The sequence below is a fragment of the Paenibacillus sp. TAB_01 genome, assembly GCF_043945595.1.
Classification (GTDB): Bacteria; Bacillota; Bacilli; order Paenibacillales; family NBRC-103111; genus Paenibacillus_S.
On the sequence record NZ_JBIFNP010000001.1, the window covers coordinates 777,232 to 796,005 of the forward strand.

The window sequence follows — 18,774 nt, forward strand, 5'->3', positions numbered from 1 at the left end:
AACAAGAGGAGGGTGATGAGATGAGTGAACCGAAGCCGGATTCATTGGAGTATGCCCGGTTAGCGGTGAAGGCGCATGGGAAGGAAGCGTCGCGGATTCGTTCCGTATGGCGGGGCTTGCGAAGAGATAAGTACTTATACTTGATTGCGGCGCCGATGCTGCTGTACTTCCTGATCTTTAAATATGTGCCTATGTGGGGGATCCTGATCGCTTTCAAAAACTATACGCCTTACGTCGGTTTTTGGAGCAGTCCCTGGGTCGGGCTGGACCATTTCGAGAGGTTCTTCTCGAATTCGGATTTTGCGATCCTGCTGCGCAACACGCTGGCCATTAATGTGTTGAACCTGATTTTATTTTTTCCGCTGCCGATTCTTCTGTCGGTCATGCTGAATGAAGTCCGCATCGAATGGGTCAAACGAACGATGCAGTCGGTCATTTATTTGCCGCATTTCTTATCCTGGGTCGTCATTGCGGGGATCACCTTTTTGATGCTGTCCACATCGGACGGGGTCATCAACAAGCTGCTGTTCGCTTTCGGCTTCGATAAGGTGGACTTCCTCACGTCCCCCCGGCTGTTCTGGCTGCTGCTGACGGTCCAATCAATCTGGAAGGAAGCCGGCTGGGGAACCGTTATTTTCCTGGCGGCGATCGCTTCGGTTGACCCGGGGCTGTATGAGGCCGCCAAAATGGACGGAGCGGGGCGGCTGCGCCAAATCTGGCACGTCACGCTGCCGGCGATCCGCAATGTCATTATCATTCTGCTGATCCTGCGGATCGGCCATATGATGGACGTCGGCTTCGAGCAGGTGTATCTGATGATGAACGGCGCGGTGTCGGATGTGGCCGATGTGTTTGACACGTACGTGTACCGCAGCGGCATTCAACAGGCCCAGTTCAGCTACAGCACCGCAGTCGGTTTGTTCAAATCGGTTGTAGGGGTCGTGCTGGTGGTTGTTACGAACCGGCTGGCCAAGAAATTCGGCGAGGAAGGCATTTATTAAGAAAGGAGGAGATCTTGATGAACCGATCGGTCTCAGACAAATGGTTTAATGCCATGATTCTTCTACTGCTAACGGTTACCGGTCTGCTGATGCTGTTTCCGTTCTATTACGTATTCGTCGTATCTTTCACTTCGCCGATCGAATATTTGAAAAAGGGACTCGTCCTGTTTCCGGCGGAATGGACGCTGACCTCCTACAGGTATTTGCTTGCGAACAATGTATTCAGCAAAGCGGCGGGCGTCAGCGCCTTCCTCGCAGTTGCAGGGACGACGCTCAGCCTGCTGGTGACTTCGGCGGGAGCCTATACTTTATCTCGCAGAAGGCTGCAGGGACGGCGGGTGCTGCTCATACTGATCCTGATGACGACTTTGTTTAATCCCGGTATTATTCCGCCTTATCTGGTCGTCAGGGAGCTTGGGTTGATCAACAGTATCTGGTCCTTGATTCTGCCCGTGCTGACCAGCGGGTGGTACGTCATTCTGATGAAAGGCTTCTTCGAGAGCATTCCCGATGAGCTTGAGGAGGCGGGGAAGATTGACGGCGCTTCCGATATCGGTATTTTCGTGCGCATTATTTTGCCGTTATCGCTTCCGTCGCTGGCCGCGTTCGGATTGTTCTATGCGGTCGCGTATTGGAATACGTTTTTCTCCGCGATCCTGTATGTGAACAAAGCGGATTTAAGGCCGCTGCAGGTGGTGCTGCAGATGCTTTTGATCGATTCCTCCAGCTCATCGTCCGGAGAAATCGCGAACCAAATGTCCAGCGAGATCCAGATTCCTACGGATACGCTGAAAATGGCGGCCGTCGTGATATCCACCGTACCGATCCTGGTTGTGTATCCTTTCCTGCAAAAGCATTTTGCCAAAGGGGTCATGGTCGGCTCGATCAAAGGCTGATTTCCGTTGAAATGAGTTCAATCGTACGTTACATTTGATTTTAATCAGGGAGGTTTGACAATGAACCGAAACCAACAGTACCGAATGACCAAGAAGAAGGCGGCGCTGCTTGCCTGTGCGTCTATGCTGACGCTTCCGGCTCTATTGACGGCCTGCTCCGGCGGCAGCGCTTCGCAGGAAGCGGCTGATGACGCAGCCGGGAAGCCTACGGAAATATCGATATTTGCCAACCAGCAGGGAGCGCAGGCGGTCGACCCGTCCAACGAGCTGCTGCAGGCAATCGAGAAGAAGACGAATACGAAGCTGAATATTACGTGGGTGCCTTTTAATACGATCACGGAGAAAACGAAGGTGGCGCTGGCTTCGGGCGACTTGTCCGATCTGACCTTCGTCGGCAATGTCTACGATTCGCAGGTGGTGCAGATGGCTACCTCGGGAGCCTTCTGGGATATAACGCCTTATATTAAAGATTACAAAAACTTGAGCGCGCTGCCGCAGGAAATATGGGATAACGCCAAGATCGACGGTAAAAATTACGGTATCCCGCGTCCCCGTCCGCTGGAAGGGGCCTGGGGCGTCCATGTCCGCAAGGACTGGCTGGATAAGCTCGGGCTGAAGGTGCCGGAGACGATGGACGATATTTACGCCGCCGCCAAAGCTTTTACGGAGAAGTACCCGGACGGGAACGGGAAAGCGGACACCTACGGGCTGACGGGCAATGTTGATGCGGATGCCATGGGCGCGTTCAATTGGGTGGAGAATGTGTTTACCGGAACGAACGGCAGATGGAAGCTGAAGGACGGACAGCTGATGCCGGTCATCTTCGATCCCGGGCAGAAGCAGGCGCTGGAATGGCTTAAAAAGGCCTACGACGAAAAAGTGCTGGTGCCCGATTTCGCCGTCATGAAGTCGACGCAGGCCCGCGAGCAGTACATGGCGAACAAAGCGGGCGTGTTCGGCTCCGCCCTTAACCCGCAGTGGCTGTTTACCGATGCGCTGCGCAAAATCGATCCGAAGGCGGACTCCTATCCATTGACCTATGTGATCGGTCCGGAGGGGAAATTTGCCGGCAAGGATTCCGGCGTGTTCGGCATGTACGTCATTCCGAAGACGGTGCCTGAAGCCAAGCTCAAAAAAATATTGGCCTTCGTGAACCAGGGCAATGGCGAGGAAATCTCCAATATTACGCAGTTCGGGCTGCCGGATAAGCATTATACGGTCCAGGACGGCTTTAAGGTAGCGACGGAGCAGGCGAAGACGGATAATATTCCGGATATCACTAACAATCTGCTGCAAATTTTCCAGAAGTATGACAAGTACCAGCGGGCTTACTACAACGGCATTCCGAAGGAATATTACGAGCGCAACAAAAAAATTATCGACGACCGCTCTAGCTTCAGCAAGCCCGATCTGTCCACAGGACTGATCTCGCAGACGGCGCTGACGGTCGGACCCGATTTATATAAGAAGATTCAGGATATGAAGGTTAAAGTCATTCTAGGCAAAGAGCCGATGTCGGCCTGGGACGACTACGTTGCCAAGCTGAAAACGGACCCGCAGTTCCAGAAAATTATTCAGGAAATGAATGAAGCTTATAAAAGCAAAAACAGCAAATAAGCAATGACGCAACCAAGCAATCAAGTAACCAAGAACTAGGCTAATAAGTAAATAGCGGCTGGGGGGCCGTGTGCTCCATCCGGCCGGCGGGAGGAATTCGAAATGAGCGAAAAACCGAGAATCATTGATGCCGATGTCCACAACGCGATAGCCAGCCCGAAGGATTTGCTGCCTTTCCTGCCAAGGGTGTGGCATGAGTATTGGCTTGCGAGCGGACCGGGATACGGAGGCGGCTGGTATTCGCCGCTTGGCGTTATGCGCAAGGATGCGGTTCCTGAAGGCGGGGGCATTCCCGGCAGCGATCCGCAGTTTATGCTGAAGCACCATTTCGAGCGGTACGGCATCGATTACGGCATATTGACCGCCTCGGGCGTACTTGGCATCTCGCTGAATCCGAATCCGGATTATGCCAATGTGGTAGCCAGCGCCTATAATGACTGGCTGGTCGAAACTTGGCTCAAGGCGAGCCCTGTATTTAAAGGCTCGATCCTGATCAACCACGCCGATCCCCAGGCGGCGGCCAAGGAAATCGACCGGATGGCGAAGCATCCGGATATGGTGCAGGTCATCATGTGCAGCGGTTCCCGGATGCTCTACGGCCAACGCTTCTTCCATCCGATTTACGAGGCGGCCGAGCGCAACGGACTGCCCGTAGCGGTCCATCCGGGGACGGAGGGGCGCGGCATATCGGGAGCGCCGACCCCGTCCGGGTATCCGACTACGTATCTCGAATGGCATAACATACTGCCGACGAATTACATGGCCCATGTAAACAGTCTCGTCTGCGAAGGCGTGTTCGAGAAGTTCCCGGGGCTGAAATTCGTCGCCATCGAGGGCGGCATCGCCTGGCTGCCCCATCTCATGTGGCGGATGGACAAAAACTACAAGGGCCTGCGGGCCTTGTGCCATGGCTGAAGCGGCTGCCGTCCGAATATATCCGTGAGCATGTGCTGCTGACAACGCAGCCCATCGAGGAGCCGGAGCAGCCCGGCCACCTGAACCAGATCTTCGATATGATCCAGGGCGATCATATGGTGATGTTCTCGTCGGATTATCCCCATTGGGATTTCGATAATCCGCAGATGGCGCTGCAGCCGATCCGCAAGGAGCTGCGGCACAAGATTTTGGCCGATAACGCCATCAAGCTGTACGGATTGGAAGCCAAGCCGGCGTCTGGGACCGGTATCGGGGAGGCGGTCCGATGAGCAAGGTGAGAACGCGGTTTCCTGTAGCGACCCTCGGGCAGCTTCAGGAGAAAGGCCGAATCATTGCGGAGGTCAAAGGTATGCAGATCGGCGTGTTCTGGGTGAACGGCCAAGCATATGCCTGGCGAAACGTATGCCCGCACGCAGCTGCTCCGGTCTGTGAGGGTCCGGTCTGCGGGACGAGGCTTCCCTCGCTCGTATATGAGTACAAATACGGCAGGGACCGTGAAATTGTCAGATGCCCGTGGCATGGCTGGGAATTCGATCTAACGGACGGCAAGCACCTGGCTGACCCCGGCGTCGGCCTGCGGGGATACCCGGTGGAGATTGAGGGAGAGCAGGTGTACGTGCTGGTCTAGCAAGCCGTGCTGTCAGCAAGGAAGCGGTAGAATGTAATGTAAAAGCCTGCGGGTAAGGGACATGATTTTAAGTCCTTCCCCGCAGGCTTTTTAGTTTGAGCGGTTTTCATCTCATGCGGCGGACGCCTTTCACTGCCAAGGCAAGGCCTTCGTATTGGGGTGCACGGATGAGAGCAGACCGCATGAATTCGACTGCCGTGATGCGACACCGGCCGGGACGCACGCGGGATTCGCGCGCGTTGGAGCAGGAGCCGGCCTCTTTTTTAGCGAAACGAGCACGTGACGAGCGGGCGGCGGTTATCCGGAGCGAATGCTTTCCTGAGCTTGTGCAGGCCGGATCAGCGGCTCGAACCATATGTCCCTGAACGGCACCCAGCCCAGGTTGTTTAAAGAAACGCCGCGCAGCGAGGGATGATAGCTCGTTTTTTGCTGCCAATGGTAGAGGAAGAAGACGGCGGCATGCCGTTTGATAAGCCGTTCCAGCGAAGCCAGCTTTTCCAGACTCGGATCGCTGCTGTACAACTCCCGGATCAGCGGCTCCAGCTCGAGCAGCGATTCATCGTTCAAATGCCGTTTGACGAAGCTGTTCTCCGCAAGGAACACTTCCAGAACGGACAGAATCAGGTCGTCGTCCAGCACGATCGCATAGAGGCAAAGATGGCACCGGTTCACGGCTTCAAGACGCTGCCAATAATCATCCGAAATCTCCTCCAGCTGAATTCGGACGCCCATTTCACCGAGCAGCTTTTGCAAAGCTTCACTCTCTCTCAGGGTGGCCTGCGAAACGGCCATTCGCAGCACTTCTCCGTTATAGCCGCTTTCTTTCAGCAGCCTGGCTGCCAGCTCGGGATCATACAGCTTGTCCTCGACCGAAGGCGCATCGGCAGCCTTTGGAGGAATGAGCCAATCCGCCAGAATGGCTTCATCGGGACGGCTGAGCAGCTCGCAGCGGGTCCGGTCGATACCGTGGATAACCGCCTGGCGAAAGGCGAGCCGCTGCTGCGGGCCCGGCAGCCTTCCGTTGAAAGTAAGCAGCTTGCTGCAGCCGCCGGAGATGACATCTACCGTGCTGCCGGTCTGCTCCGGGAGCTCTTCCGTCCCAGGTGTCCGAATCCGGTGCATCGTTCGCTCGACCCGGCTTGATTTGCACTCCAGCTCCGGCGTGTACCAAATTTCAATCCGGTCCAGGTGGGCCCGTTTGTCAAAGTACCGCGAGAACGCTTCGCAGACGAGCATGTTGTTATCATGGCGGACGATTTGAAAAGGACCCGTGCCTACCGGGCTGCGCTTGAAGCGCTCGCCCATCGACCGCACGGCGTCCTCCGGTACGATAGAGGCTCTGTCGAAGCCGAGTGAGTGCAGAAACAGCGAATTGGGCCGCTTCAGGTTGATCGACAAGGTGTACCGGCTGACGGGTTCGACCTGAGCTATATCCTCGAGCATCCAGTGGTAAGGGCTGGATACGCCCTCCTGAATGATGCGCTCAAGGGTGAATTTCACATCCTGGGAGGTCATCTCGCGGCCGTGATGGAACAGCACCCCTTTACGGAGGTAAAATGTCCATTCCGTTCCGTGCTCGTTCCGGCACCAGTGATGGGCCAGATGCGGCTCGATGGTTCCCGTCTGCTGATTATATTTCACCAAAGTATCGAACAGCTGCTTGGCCAGGTGGGATTCCACGACAAAAGTGATGAACGGGGGATCCAGACAGGAAACCGGCTTGTTGTATGGGATGCGGAGCGTGTCCCCTGCTCCTTCATCGTGTCCCCCCGTACGGTAACCGAAATGGCTGTCGAGCCAGTACGCGAATTGATCTCTTAAGGCAGGCAGGTAACTATGCTTTTCGATCCAAGCAAAGGCGGCCTGCAGATCCCCTTTGTTCACATATTCCTGCGCCGGCTTGAGTGCGAGTGACTCGCTTGAGACCAGAAAAACAAGCCGGGAACGGTGCCCCCTGCCGCGGCCGGGCAGCCATCGGAGCCAACCGGCTTCTTCCATTTTGCGCAAGATCAGATTGACGTTCCGGCTGGTGAAATGAAGCCACGCCGTTAATTCAGACAGCGTCACTTCCGCTTCTTCTCCCTCTACAGCCTGGGGGAAACGGCTTCGGATCGTTAAATAGGATGATTCCAGCATGAAGTGTCCTCCTCCGAGAAAAGGTGAAGAGTTTAAGCCACATTCTACGCTTTTTATTCATCTTTATCCAGCTATAATCATAATCAACAAACGAAACCAAGGAGTGAGCGGAAATGATGAATTTATTCGAGCTTGAAGTTTTAATGGAGGAACGGCAGCGGGAGGCGGAGCGCGGAAGCTTGCAGCTGTGGGCTGCAGCCCGGCTTCCTATGATGGAGTGGCTGCTCGGCGCCGTAATTACGGGGAACCTGCTTGCGCTTCTGTAAGGCAGGCAAGCCGTCACAGACGGCGGCCGGAACAACTTCTGGGACCGGAGGAGCATCTTGTTCGTTATAAGTAACGGGCAAACCTTTTTTTACAATAAAAGGGATATTCATTGACGCTGTCCAAGCGACAAACTACAATTAATACCAATCGCAAGCTGTAATTGCCGATGACCGAAAGCCAAGAACCGAGAGGAGCAAGGTACGGGAATGGATAATCGTGGAATCGAATGGGCCAAGAAGATTCAGGCTATTGCCCAAGCCGGATTGACGTATTCTAAGGACAGCTATGATTTGGAGAGGTTCAAAGAGCTGAGAGAGCTCAGCGTGGAAATGATGTCCGCCTACTCCGGGCTGGACATTGAGCAGGTGGCGGGCTTGTTCGCCAATGAGACGGGATACTGCACGCCGAAGGTAGATGTCAGAGCCGTCGTATTTCAGGAAGGACCGGCTTCTGCTCGTCAAAGAAATCCAGGACGGCGGCTGGTCGCTGCCCGGCGGTTGGGCCGATGTAGGCTACTCGCCGAAGGAAGTGGCGGTCAAAGAGGTGAAGGAAGAGTCCGGCTACGACGTCCGGCCTATCCGGCTGCTGGCAGTGCTTGACCGCAGCAAGCATCCGCATCCGCTTTTGGCTTATCATGTGTACAAGCTGTTTATTTTGTGCGAGCTTACGGGCGGCACGGCGACGACAAGCATCGAAACAAGCGGGATCGGCTTCTTCGCGCGCGAAGAGCTGCCGCCTTTATCGACCGACCGGATTACGCAATCCCAGATCGATATGATTTTCAAAGAGGCGTTCCAGCCTTCGCCGGAAATACCGTTGGATTAACGGATTGGATTGGTTTAATCAGGATTTAACAAGACGAGTTCCGCAAGGGCGGTTTCACATTGTTCCATACCCACAAGGAGGAGAGACATATGCGCGTAGCTACTTTGACGATCAAAGGATCGAATGACTGGAATGAGGATGCTCTTGTCCTGAACGAGCCGCTGAAGCTGTACGGAGTTCTGGACGGATCGACCTCTCTGCAGCCGTACCGGGGAGCGAATGGGGAAACGGGAGGATATCTGGCTTCCCAGGTTATGAAGCAATATTTCGAGCAGCTGACGGCGGAGCAAATCGGCGATGCGGCTGACGGGAGCCTGCTGCCGATCGTGCTTGAGGCGAACCGGCTGCTTAGAGCTGCAATGCAGGAAGCGGGCATCGATACGAGCCGCAAGGAGGCGCTCTGGACAAGCGCCTTGGCGCTGATCCGGATTACGGACCGCTGCATCGATTATGCCCAGGTCGGAGACTGCATGATTATGGCTCAATATGCGGATGGCGGAGTTCGGGTGATCACCCGGGATCAGGTGGCTCATATGGACAAGAACTCCAAGAAAATCAGGGAGCAGGCGGTTCGCGAGGGAGCGGTGACGCGCGAGGAGCTGTGGGAGCGGATGAAGCCGAGCCTGCTGCACAACCGGACCCTGATGAATACGTCCGAAGGCTATTCCGTTATGAGCGGAGAGCCGGAAGTGGCCGATTTTGTGGAATACGGACGCATTATCCGTACGCGGCTCAAATCTCTCCTGCTGGTGACGGACGGTCTGTTTATTCCGGCGGAGAGCAGTACCGACGGCAGTCCGCAGGTCGGAGGAAGACATGCCGACGCTTTTGCGGAGCTGATGGTCCGGATCGGCCAATCCTCTCTCTCCGACTATGCCGAAGCGCTTGTCCGTCTTGAACAGGAGGACAAGGAATGCCGGCGCTATCCCCGGTTTAAAGTGTCCGACGATAAAACCGCCATTCTGATTCATTTCGACTGAACGGCTCGTTTTGTTATATTTCGCTATGAAGAGGAAGGAATGCAGCGGAGTTTAAATGCTCCCATGCAGGAAAGACTAGCCAATAGAACCTAAAACTTGCTAACGGAAAAGGATTGCCGCGATGATGAATCGATTAACTCTGATGCAAGATCCCCGGCAGCGCAAGCTGTTGTTCAGCGCAGGCTACAGCTGGATGTTCGATGCGATGGATGTGGGCATCATTTCGTTTATTGTGACCGCGCTGGCGGCGGAATGGAAGCTGGGCGCCCAGCAGATCGGGCTGCTGACTGCGATCAATTCGATCGGTATGGCGGTGGGCGCAGCCGTTGCGGGCACGCTTGCCGACCGGTACGGACGCCGGGCCGTGCTGCTCTGGACGCTGCTGATCTTCTGCGCCGCCAACGGCTTGTCCGCTATGGCGGGCGGTTTCTTCATCCTGTGCGTGCTGCGCTTCCTGGCGGGCTTCGGCCTCGGAGGGGAGCTGCCCGTCGCGTCCACGCTCGTATCCGAGTCGGTTGCTCCGAAGGAAAGAGGGCGGGCCGTCGTGCTGCTCGAAAGCTTCTGGGCCGTCGGCTGGATTCTGGCCGCGCTGATCGCTTACTTCGTCATTCCCGATTACGGCTGGCGGACCGCCTTCGTGATCGGGGCGCTGCCCGCTCTGTACGCGCTGTATCTGCGCAGGGCGATCCAGGATTCGCCCCGGTTTGCCGAGCAGCGGGGCCGCAGGCTGTCGCTCGGTGAACGGGTACGGGCCGTCTGGTCATCCGGCCACCGCCGGTCCACAGTGACGCTGTGGATTCTATGGTTTACGGTCGTCTTCTCGTACTACGGCATGTTTCTCTGGCTGCCTACGGTGATGGTGCTCAAGGGCTTCACGCTGGTCAAGAGCTTCCAGTATGTGCTGATTATGACGCTGGCCCAGCTGCCGGGTTACTTCACCGCCGCTTACCTGATTGAACGTTACGGGCGCAAGTTCGTGCTCGTCACGTATTTGCTGTTGACTGCAGCGAGCGCCGTCTGGTTCGGTACGGCTGTGTCGGAAGGGAGCTTGATTACGGCAGGCATCCTGCTGTCGTTCTTTAATCTCGGCGCCTGGGGAGCCATGTACGCCTACACGCCGGAGCTGTATCCGACCGGGTCCGTTCGACCGGCGTAGGGCTCGCCGCTTCGTTCGGCAGAATCGGAGGCGTGATCGGGCCGTATCTGGTCGGCATGCTGGTAGAGCGTCATACGGCGCTGTCCTCGATTTTTATCGTTTTCTTCGTTGCGATCGTGATCGGCGCGGCGGCCGTCCTGTTCTGGGGCAAAGAGACGAAGGGCACCGACCCGGACAAGGAAGCGGCCCGGGCGTGAGGCTGCGGGTTACTGGTCCCTGCATGGAAGGCAGGGCTGCAATTGAACAAGCGACCGTCCGGCAAGCTTGCGGAACGGTCCTTGTTCGATTTATATGAGTGAGGACGTGCATTCACAATCACACGACTTTATCAGCAGCTGGAACCTATACCCATCCTATAATCACGCAAATTGTACGCCCATGCGCGCAGCAAAGGACTGAAGGGCCCTGTCTCGCTTTTATAGGGGTAAATATCCGCCGCGTTGGACGTAACGAGCGGACTATTTTACATCTGAAAACGATACATCTTCAAATTGACACTTCAGTTGGGCCATGCTAATATATCAATAAACACGCGTTCACAAATATGATGTTTATAATAGAGGGATAGGATGATGAAGAAAATTGAACTGAACAGCAAGGAAATTGCTGAAATTGCCGGCGTATCGAGGAGCACCGTCAGCCGTGTGATCAATAACTATCCCAATGTACCTCCGAAGACCAGGGAAAAGGTTATGAAGGTCATCGAGCAGTATGGATATACGCCCAACATTTCCGCAAGAGCCTTGGCCGGCAAGAAAACGAAGACGCTCGGACTGTTTTTTATCGATCAATGGCAGTTCTCGAAGGACAGCTCGGCCAACATGCTGATCACGAGCGTCATCGAGAATGCTTCAACCTACGGTTATATCGTCCTTACGAGCGTAGTGAGGGACCTTAAACAACCTGAAAGCATGAAAAACGTTAAAGAAATGTTTTATCAGGGGAGTATCACCGCAGGGATCTTTATCGGAGCCGAGAATCATGAGCCTGTCATTGAAGAATTGATTGCCGAGGGCTTCATCATTGGTGTTATCGACCAGGTGCTGCCCGGCAGGAACGAGCCGAACCGAATCGTCTACAATTTGAACAACGAGCAGGCCGCCAAACAAGCGGTAGACTATCTCGCAGGCTTAAATCACACCAAAATCGGCATTATTAACGGGGATTTGAAGAAAGCTGCGGCAAATTTCAAATTCAAAGGTTTCATAAGCCAAATGGAGCATCACGGTCTGGACATTAACAAGGCCTGGATTATGTACGGCCATTACGAAGCCGGCGGATATGAAGTCATGTCCAATCTGCTGTCTAATTCGAAAGAGCTCCCGACAGCCGTTTTTGCCGCTAATGACAGCCTTGCTTTCGGTGCGATCCGGGCGATACACGATCATTCGCTCAAAGTGCCGGACGACATATCGGTCATCGGAATGAACGATCAAGTGTTAAGCGCTTATTATAAACCGGCGCTAACCACATTCAAAGTCAATTACGAGCTCCTAACGGCCGGGATCACGCAAAGTGTAATCCATACGATTGAAAACGGCGCGTTGGATCAACGAATAGCTGTATCCTTCGATTGTACCCTTATAGAGAGAGAATCGTGCAAGAGAGTGTAAGCTTAACATATTTTTTTGAACCAAAATAAACGCGCGTTTATTTTGGTGACAGGTGCCTTCTCCCGCTAGATATCATGCTAGCGTATCTATATATGCAACTTCTGGATAGCTTGGAACGCGGGTCGCGTAAGAGCAAGGAAAAGGGAATCAGATTTAGGGAGGGATTTACAGAGCTTTTTGTATCTAAGCTTTAATCTTTTTTATGCAGACGGAGTAATCACAAAAATGAGAGATGATGGAGGTCACCGCATGATCAAAGGAATGGCACATACCGCTTATACAGTACAAGATATGAATAAAGCGCTTCATTTTTACTGCGAAATTTTGGGCTTTACCGAATTATTCGAGCTGAAAAGACCAGAGACCGGCGAACCTTGGATCGTGTATTTAAAGGTGAAGGAAGGCCAATTCATCGAGCTGTTCTACGGAGGCGAGCAGAAGCTGGAGGTTACAAGCAAGACTATAGGATACAACCATCTTTGTCTGGAAGTCGACGATATTCATGAAATCGCCGAACACTTGAAGAGCAGAGGCGTAGCTCTGGATGTCGAGCCGAAGCAAGGGCTTGATTTGAATTATCAATGCTGGGCGAAGTGCCCTGACGGGAACCGAATCGAATTTATGCAAATGCACCCGGACTGCCCGCAATTAAAGCGATACGAGTAAAATGTCCGGGGGAGCGCAGGACTTCCCCTCATCGGCTGCAACGGCTTTAAGGCCGGCAAATCGAACCAAGAGGACAGAGCAAGGCTTGAGAATGGCATTGGGCATGAACGACATGCCTGATTTGAAACCGATACCAATTCAGGATGAGCGATTGTTTTAATCAGGCAGGATCCTAAGCCAATTAACCTATTAAGGAGCGAATAAAGGATGTCAAATGGAAAAAAATCATGTGCTGCGTTAGTCTCGTTTATGATGCTGGGAACGGCCCTGGCCGGTTGTTCCGGGGGCAGCGGCTCTGCCTCAGGGTCCGGCAGCTCGAATAAGCCGGTAGAGCTGACTTACTGGGACGCAACATGGAATACGACTACAGCCGCTATCGTGAAGAAATTCGAAGAGAAAAATCCTGATATTAAAATCAAAGTTCAGCAGTTCCCCGATGCGGGCATGTCGGACAAGTATTTGCTTGCCTTGAAGCAAAAGAACGGCCCGGACCTGATGAACATGGCCGTGGATTGGGTTACTCCGTTTGCTACCACCGGCGGCTTGCTGCCCCTCGATGATTATATTAAGAAGGATAACGTAGACTTGAAGGATTTTTACGACGGCGCCTTGGCAGTGACCAAAGTTAACGATAAGATGTATGGTCTGCCTTACCGCGCGGAAACGCATGGACTCATCTATAATAAAAAGCTGTTTGAAGCGGCGGGAATTGATGCGGCTAAAGGTCCGGAAAATTGGAATCAAGTGCTGGAGCAGGCGCAGAAAATGACCAAAGGCGATACCTACGGTTTTGCTTTCCCGGGAACGAACGTAGGGAATGTGACGACACAGCTGTTCAACATGATTCTATCCAATGGCGGCAGCATTCTGAATAAAGAGAATACGAAATCGACGCTGACCGAGCCTGCGGCTTTGGACATGGTGAAGCTGTATGTTGAAATGTTTACCAAATACAAAGTCATTCCGAACAGCATGCTGCAAAATGACAATGTAGCCGACCGGAACCTGTTCACCAACGAGAAAGTCGGTATGTACATGTCGGGTATTTATGATCTTGATCCAATCAAGCAAGCCAATCCGAAGGCTCAGCTTGGAGTAGCTATGGTACCGGCTAACAAAGACCGTAAAACGATACTTGGCGGCTGGGCCGTTGGCGTAACTACGGCGAGCAAGCATCAGGAGGCTGCGTGGAAATTTATTAATTTTATTACCCAGCCGGATATTTCTTCGGAATACAGCGTTACGTTCTCCGCGAGAAAATCGGCCGCAAACAACCCTAAATACCAGGATCCGCTGGTAAAGCCGCTGCTTGACGCGCTGGTGTATGCGCAGCCTTTACCGCAAATTCCGCAGTGGACTCAAATCAAGCAAATCATATTCGATAATCTGCAATCGGCGTTAGGCGGAAAAACGACACCGGAAGAGGCCATGACTCAAGCCTCGAAAGCGATCGACGATCTTCTTAGCAAAAAATAAATTCAGGTCACAACTGCAAAATGAACGAGTCTCCTCTTGTAGAATCGCGTTATCACTGTGCCGATGCGAGAGGAGCTCCTCCCTGCAATCGGCAGTGCAGACCCGTCTGGAAGAGGTGCTTGGTAGTGCGCATGTTTAAATTTACCCGCAATCCCGGGATGCTTTACGTTTTGCCGGCAGTTCTAGCTATTGCCTGCGTCATGGTATTCCCTCTGATTTATACGTTTGTCCTGGGCTTTAATAAAAGTGACTTATACACCGACGGTTGGAAGTTTGTTGGCATCAGTCAGTATGCAGCGCTGTTTCAAAACAGCGATTTTATAGCTTCGATCCGGCATACGGTTGTTTGGACCTTATCGAGTGTCGTTTTTCAGTTTCTCGTCGGCTTTATGGCGGCGGTTCTTATTAACCAGGATTTCATTAAGATGAAATGGCTTATCCGCATTTTATTGATGATTCCTTGGGTGCTTCCGAGCGTCATCAGCGTGAACATCTGGAAATGGCTGTATCATCCTGACTTCGGCTATATCAATTATTTGATCAAGGTGCTCGGCTTATCGGATACACCGATCAATTGGGTGGCTGACGAAAACTATGCCATGCTTTCTGCGGTCATTGTTAACGTATGGAAAATGTTCCCGCTCGTTATGCTCATGATCGAAGCTTCGCTTCAATCGGTTCCGAACGAATTGAAAGATGCCGCCAAGGTGGACGGAGCTACAGGCATCCGGGAATTTTTTACGGTTACGGTTCCGCATGTATCTTCGACGTGTTATACGATCATTTTGCTGTTAATTATTTGGACGCTGAATGCATTTACATTTATTTTCGTTCTGACGGGCGGCGGTCCTGCCAACAGCACGGAGATCCTGTCGATGTTCATCTATAAGTCCGCATTCCAAAATTACGATTTCGGTATGGCCGGAGCGGCCAGCGTCGTCCTGTTTGTCATAACGGCTGTCTTGAGCGTCGTCTATATGAAGTTCGTTATGAAAGGAGGAGACAACTGATATGCGAGAAAAAAGAAGCGGCCTCTATACCAGGGTGACATTGAGTTACCTGATTCTGCTGGTCATGATCGTTTTCAGCGTATTTCCGGCATTGTGGATGTTCATTACATCGCTCAAGACACCGGCCGAAAATTTTACCACGCCTCCCAAGCTTATTGTTGAGCAACCTACGTTTGCGAACTATACCCGAGTCCTGTTCGACAGCCAAATTCCGCGCGCGTTTCTTAACAGCGTTGTCGTGACGGTATGCGCGACGGCTTTGACCTTGGTGGTGGCGATCTTGGCGGGCTATGGATTTTCCAGGTACCGGTTCAAAGGCTCGCGTGTGCTTTCGTCCGGATTGTTATACGGGCAAATGATGCCGGGGGTTGTCATTATCATCCCGCTGTATATGGTTTTTAGCAAATTGCAGATCATTGATACCTACCTCGCCCTCATCATAGCGGATTTGGCTATCACGATTCCTATGGCGGTTATGATGCTGCGCTCGTTTTTCCAAACCATTCCCAAGGAACTGGAGGAAGCGGCTAAAATTGACGGCTGCACCGGCTTGGGAGCGTTGTTCCGGATCATTATCCCGGTATCGCTGCCGGGTATTATTGCGGTGAGCGTATACGCCTTCTTGAATATTTGGGAGGAATTCTTGTTTGCGTTAAACCTTACGAATTCAGATACGGTGCGCACGCTGCCGATCTCGATCAACAATTTCAGCGGCGAGTTCGTCATTGATTGGGGCGCTATGATGAGCGCGTCCATGGTCGTTTCCATCCCGGTTCTGCTCATCTTCCTGCTCTGCAACAAATTTTTTGTCAAAGGACTGTCCGACGGTTCGGTTAAAGGTTGATTCCAATAAAAAGGAGCTGCGAAACCATGACTGCAGACAAGCATATATTCATTACCGGCGCGAACAGGGGGCTCGGGTATCATTTGACAGCCGAGGCCGTAAGACGGGGGTATACCGTGTATGCGGGCGTGAGGTCGGTCGATTCCTGCCCGCTGCTTGATTCACTGGATGCACAGTTTCCGGACCAGATTCGAAGAATTGAAATCGATGTGGCGGATGAAGGCTCGATTCGGCAGGCTTGCCAAGCGATTGGAACGCTGACGCCGTCGCTCGATGCCGTAATTAACAACGCTGCCGTTCTGCTGGAACGCGAAAAGACACTGGAGGATCTCGACTTCGATCAAGTCCGCTTGAGCTTTGCGGTGAATACCTTCGGCCCGATGTATATTATTCAACAATTGCTGCCGCTGATTTATAAAGGAAGCGGGCAGGCGATTATTAATATTTCCTCGGAAGCGGGAACGATCGTTAATGCTTTCAGCACCAATTATGCGTACAGCATGTCCAAAACGGCGTTGAATATGTTCACCGAACGTTTACGTTATTACGTGAAGGACCAAGGGATCGAGGTATACGCCGTACACCCGGGCTGGATGAAGACGGATATGGGCGGTGAAGAGGCGCCAAGCGAACCGCTTGAGACGGCATCCGGAATTATGAATATCATCGAAAGAAAAACGACGATCACCAGCAAGATTTCCTTTATCACTCACCAAGGAAAACCGATGCCCTTATAAGGGCTGCGGACATGGGAGGAATGCACAAATGAAGCATACGATTACCGCAATTGTCGGAGATTTTTTTCATGATGAAAGCACGATTCGCGCTTCGCTGGAGCAGGCGCTGGAGCAGCAAGGGCTGCAGGGCTCGGTCTCCATTCATTACACAACCTACGACCGGCTGTCCGAATGCCTGGATGATGCCCCGGATGCCGTCATTTTGTTTAAAGATGACCGGCTGAATCCGGGAAGCCCGGAGGTTCACCGCTGGATGACGCCGGAGACAGCCGGGCGGATTGCCGATTATGTTCGGCAGGGCGGGAGCTGGCTCGGCTGGCATTCCGGTCTTGCCAGCTTCGAGAAGGCAGCGGAATACATCGCCATGCTGAGAGGACACTTTATCATGCATCCGCGCGAGCATAGCGAAGTGACTTACACTGTAGAGAAGAACGAGCTGGGAATACATGAGGGCAGGACATTTGCCTTTATGGACGAGCATTATTTTGTCGAGTGCGACGAAGCGAATACGAACGTCTTCCTCCGTTCATCGTCCAAAGACGGCGAATCTATTGCCGGGTGGCACCATTCCTTCGGTGAAGGCAAAGTTTGCTGTTTAACCCCTGCTCATACGATAGAAGGGCTGAACAGCCCGGACACAGCTGCTATTTTGGGCCAAGTCCTGCAATGGATCGTTTCTTGAGACTGCAGAGGGAGGCTTTGAAAAGGAGGGACATCATGCGGGAGCTTAACGTCGCACTTATTGGATACAATTTTATGGGCAAAGCCCACAGCTACGCGATCGGCAATGCGCCGTTCTTTTTTCAAACGGGTGTGAGACCTGTCAAAAAGGTCATTGTCGGCCGTACCGAGCATATGCTTAAAAAGGCGGCTGAGGAGTTCGGCTGGGAGGAATATGCGACCGAGTGGGAGTCAGTCCTTCATAGAGACGACATTGATATCGTCTGTATAGCGACGCCGACCTCATTGCATAAGGAGATCGCGATTGCGGCCGCCAAAGCCGGAAAGCACGTTTTGTGCGAGAAGCCTCTTGGGATGAATGCGGCGGAAGCCAAAGAAATGCTGGATGCGGCAGGACAGGCGGGCGTCATTCATATGCTGGGTCACAATTACCGCAGAGTTCCGGCGGTCGCTCTGGCTAAGAAGCTTATCCGTGAAGGGAAGCTTGGGGACATTTATCATTTCCGCGGCGTATACCTTCAGGACTGGTTAGCGGATCCGAACGAGCCAATGAGCTGGCGGCTGGACAAGTCGGTTGCCGGTTCAGGTCCGCACGGGGATCTGAACTCTCATTTGATAGACTTGGCCCGGTATTTGGTCGGGGATATTGGGCAGGTGATAGGCATGGAGAAGACTTTCGTGAAGCAGCGTGCCAAAGCTCGGGGGGACAACTGCACACGCCGTGCGCTCCGGATGAGCGTGAGACTGCCACTGTCACTGTCGACGACACGACGGCGTTTCTCGCGAAGTTTGAGAATGGCGCATTGGGGACCTTCGAAGCGTCGCGCATGGCGAGCGGCCGCAAAAATCATGAGCGGATCGAGATTAACGGCAGCAAAGGCTCCTTGTCCTTCAATTTTGAACGGATGAATGAGCTGGAGTATTGGTCTCAAGACGATGGTCTGGAGACACAGGGCTTCCGTACAATTATTGTGACGGAGGAGGTCCTATCCGTATATTCGCGCTTGGTGGCCGCCGGGCCATTCACTGGGCTATCAGAACACCTTTATTAATCAATTTGCGGACTTTATGCAGGCCATTGCAGATGGAAAGATGGCGCAGCCGAATTTTTACGATGGCTGGATGTGCAGCAAAGTATTGGATGCGGTAACCCGGTCCATTGAATCCAACACGTGGGAAAAAATAGACGGTTTGTAAACCGGAGTCGAGTTGGTTGCAACCTGTCCATTGAAACATAGGAAGCCATTCCTGTGATTGCCTTCAAAAACGGTGATGCAGACAACCTCTCCGAACCATTAAAGGAGG

The 18,774-nt window shown here is 53.0% G+C and carries 16 protein-coding genes and 4 pseudogenes; 18 read left to right on the forward strand and 2 right to left on the reverse strand.

The window, feature by feature from the left end; all coding sequences use genetic code 11:
* Positions 1 to 20: 20 nt before the first annotated feature.
* The 5 genes and pseudogenes from ACHHV8_RS03805 (at position 21) to ACHHV8_RS03825 (ending at position 5,078) form a co-directional block, all read left to right on the forward strand.
* Positions 21 to 1,001: an ABC transporter permease gene (locus ACHHV8_RS03805; protein WP_395156905.1), complete on the forward strand. Its 981-nt coding sequence runs from the start codon at positions 21 to 23 to the stop codon at positions 999 to 1,001.
* A gap of 17 nt (positions 1,002 to 1,018) precedes the next feature.
* The gene (locus tag ACHHV8_RS03810) at positions 1,019 to 1,897 is read left to right on the forward strand and encodes a carbohydrate ABC transporter permease (protein ID WP_395156907.1); all 879 of its coding nucleotides are present in this window, start codon (positions 1,019 to 1,021) and stop codon (positions 1,895 to 1,897) included.
* Positions 1,898 to 1,957: 60 nt separating this feature from the next.
* On the forward strand, positions 1,958 to 3,514 hold the full coding sequence (locus tag ACHHV8_RS03815) for an extracellular solute-binding protein (protein WP_395156909.1): 1,557 nt from the start codon (positions 1,958 to 1,960) through the stop codon (positions 3,512 to 3,514).
* A 255-nt stretch (positions 3,515 to 3,769) separates the two neighbouring features.
* Positions 3,770 to 4,719, forward strand: a pseudogene (locus ACHHV8_RS03820) (amidohydrolase family protein).
* Positions 4,716 to 5,078, forward strand: a complete 363-nt coding sequence (locus ACHHV8_RS03825) for a Rieske (2Fe-2S) protein (RefSeq protein ID WP_395156911.1) — start codon at positions 4,716 to 4,718, stop codon at positions 5,076 to 5,078. Before ACHHV8_RS03820 ends, ACHHV8_RS03825 begins: the two are co-directional and overlap by 4 nt.
* 297 nt (positions 5,079 to 5,375) lie before the next feature.
* On the opposite strand, the gene ACHHV8_RS03830 is transcribed toward ACHHV8_RS03825, so the two are convergent.
* Positions 5,376 to 7,214, reverse strand: coding sequence for an ABC transporter substrate-binding protein (locus tag ACHHV8_RS03830; protein ID WP_395156913.1), 1,839 nt, complete (start codon positions 7,212 to 7,214; stop codon positions 5,376 to 5,378).
* Between the two features lie 113 nt (positions 7,215 to 7,327).
* On the opposite strand from ACHHV8_RS03830, the gene ACHHV8_RS03835 reads away from it, so the two are divergent.
* From ACHHV8_RS03835 to ACHHV8_RS03895, 13 genes and pseudogenes are all read left to right on the forward strand, one after another.
* Entirely contained in the window at positions 7,328 to 7,480 is a 153-nt protein-coding gene (locus ACHHV8_RS03835) for a hypothetical protein (RefSeq protein WP_395156915.1), read from the forward strand.
* 207 nt (positions 7,481 to 7,687) lie between these two features.
* Positions 7,688 to 8,306, forward strand: a pseudogene (locus ACHHV8_RS03840) (NUDIX hydrolase).
* Between the two features lie 89 nt (positions 8,307 to 8,395).
* On the forward strand, positions 8,396 to 9,286 hold the full coding sequence (locus ACHHV8_RS03845) for a protein phosphatase 2C domain-containing protein (RefSeq protein ID WP_395156917.1): 891 nt from the start codon (positions 8,396 to 8,398) through the stop codon (positions 9,284 to 9,286).
* A 124-nt stretch (positions 9,287 to 9,410) separates the two neighbouring features.
* Positions 9,411 to 10,639 (forward strand): annotated as a pseudogene (locus tag ACHHV8_RS03850) (MFS transporter).
* 372 nt (positions 10,640 to 11,011) lie between these two features.
* On the forward strand, positions 11,012 to 12,055 hold the full coding sequence (locus tag ACHHV8_RS03855) for a LacI family DNA-binding transcriptional regulator (protein ID WP_395156919.1): 1,044 nt from the start codon (positions 11,012 to 11,014) through the stop codon (positions 12,053 to 12,055).
* Between the two features lie 249 nt (positions 12,056 to 12,304).
* A complete protein-coding gene (locus ACHHV8_RS03860; protein WP_395156921.1) occupies positions 12,305 to 12,721 on the forward strand; it encodes a VOC family protein in 417 nt (138 codons plus the stop codon).
* 207 nt (positions 12,722 to 12,928) lie between these two features.
* Positions 12,929 to 14,197 (forward strand): ABC transporter substrate-binding protein, encoded by a 1,269-nt coding sequence (locus tag ACHHV8_RS03865; RefSeq protein ID WP_395156923.1) that lies wholly within the window; start codon positions 12,929 to 12,931, stop codon positions 14,195 to 14,197.
* Between the two features lie 131 nt (positions 14,198 to 14,328).
* On the forward strand, positions 14,329 to 15,207 hold the full coding sequence (locus ACHHV8_RS03870; RefSeq protein ID WP_395163413.1) for a carbohydrate ABC transporter permease: 879 nt from the start codon (positions 14,329 to 14,331) through the stop codon (positions 15,205 to 15,207).
* Between the two features lies 1 nt (position 15,208).
* The gene (locus ACHHV8_RS03875) at positions 15,209 to 16,051 is read left to right on the forward strand and encodes a carbohydrate ABC transporter permease (protein WP_395156925.1); all 843 of its coding nucleotides are present in this window, start codon (positions 15,209 to 15,211) and stop codon (positions 16,049 to 16,051) included.
* A gap of 26 nt (positions 16,052 to 16,077) precedes the next feature.
* Complete coding sequence (locus tag ACHHV8_RS03880; RefSeq protein ID WP_395156927.1) at positions 16,078 to 16,788, forward strand: SDR family oxidoreductase; 711 nt, start codon at positions 16,078 to 16,080, stop codon at positions 16,786 to 16,788.
* A gap of 28 nt (positions 16,789 to 16,816) precedes the next feature.
* The gene (locus tag ACHHV8_RS03885; protein WP_395156929.1) at positions 16,817 to 17,470 is read left to right on the forward strand and encodes a ThuA domain-containing protein; all 654 of its coding nucleotides are present in this window, start codon (positions 16,817 to 16,819) and stop codon (positions 17,468 to 17,470) included.
* 35 nt (positions 17,471 to 17,505) lie between these two features.
* Positions 17,506 to 18,147 (forward strand): annotated as a pseudogene (locus ACHHV8_RS03890) (Gfo/Idh/MocA family protein); the annotation flags it as partial.
* Between the two features lie 32 nt (positions 18,148 to 18,179).
* Positions 18,180 to 18,521: a Gfo/Idh/MocA family protein gene (locus ACHHV8_RS03895; RefSeq protein ID WP_395163414.1), complete on the forward strand. Its 342-nt coding sequence runs from the start codon at positions 18,180 to 18,182 to the stop codon at positions 18,519 to 18,521.
* Here the strand turns inward: ACHHV8_RS03895 and ACHHV8_RS03900 are convergent.
* The gene (locus tag ACHHV8_RS03900) at positions 18,493 to 18,705 is read right to left on the reverse strand and encodes a hypothetical protein (protein ID WP_395156931.1); all 213 of its coding nucleotides are present in this window, start codon (positions 18,703 to 18,705) and stop codon (positions 18,493 to 18,495) included. The genes ACHHV8_RS03895 and ACHHV8_RS03900 overlap by 29 nt on opposite strands.
* Positions 18,706 to 18,774: the final 69 nt, after the last annotated feature.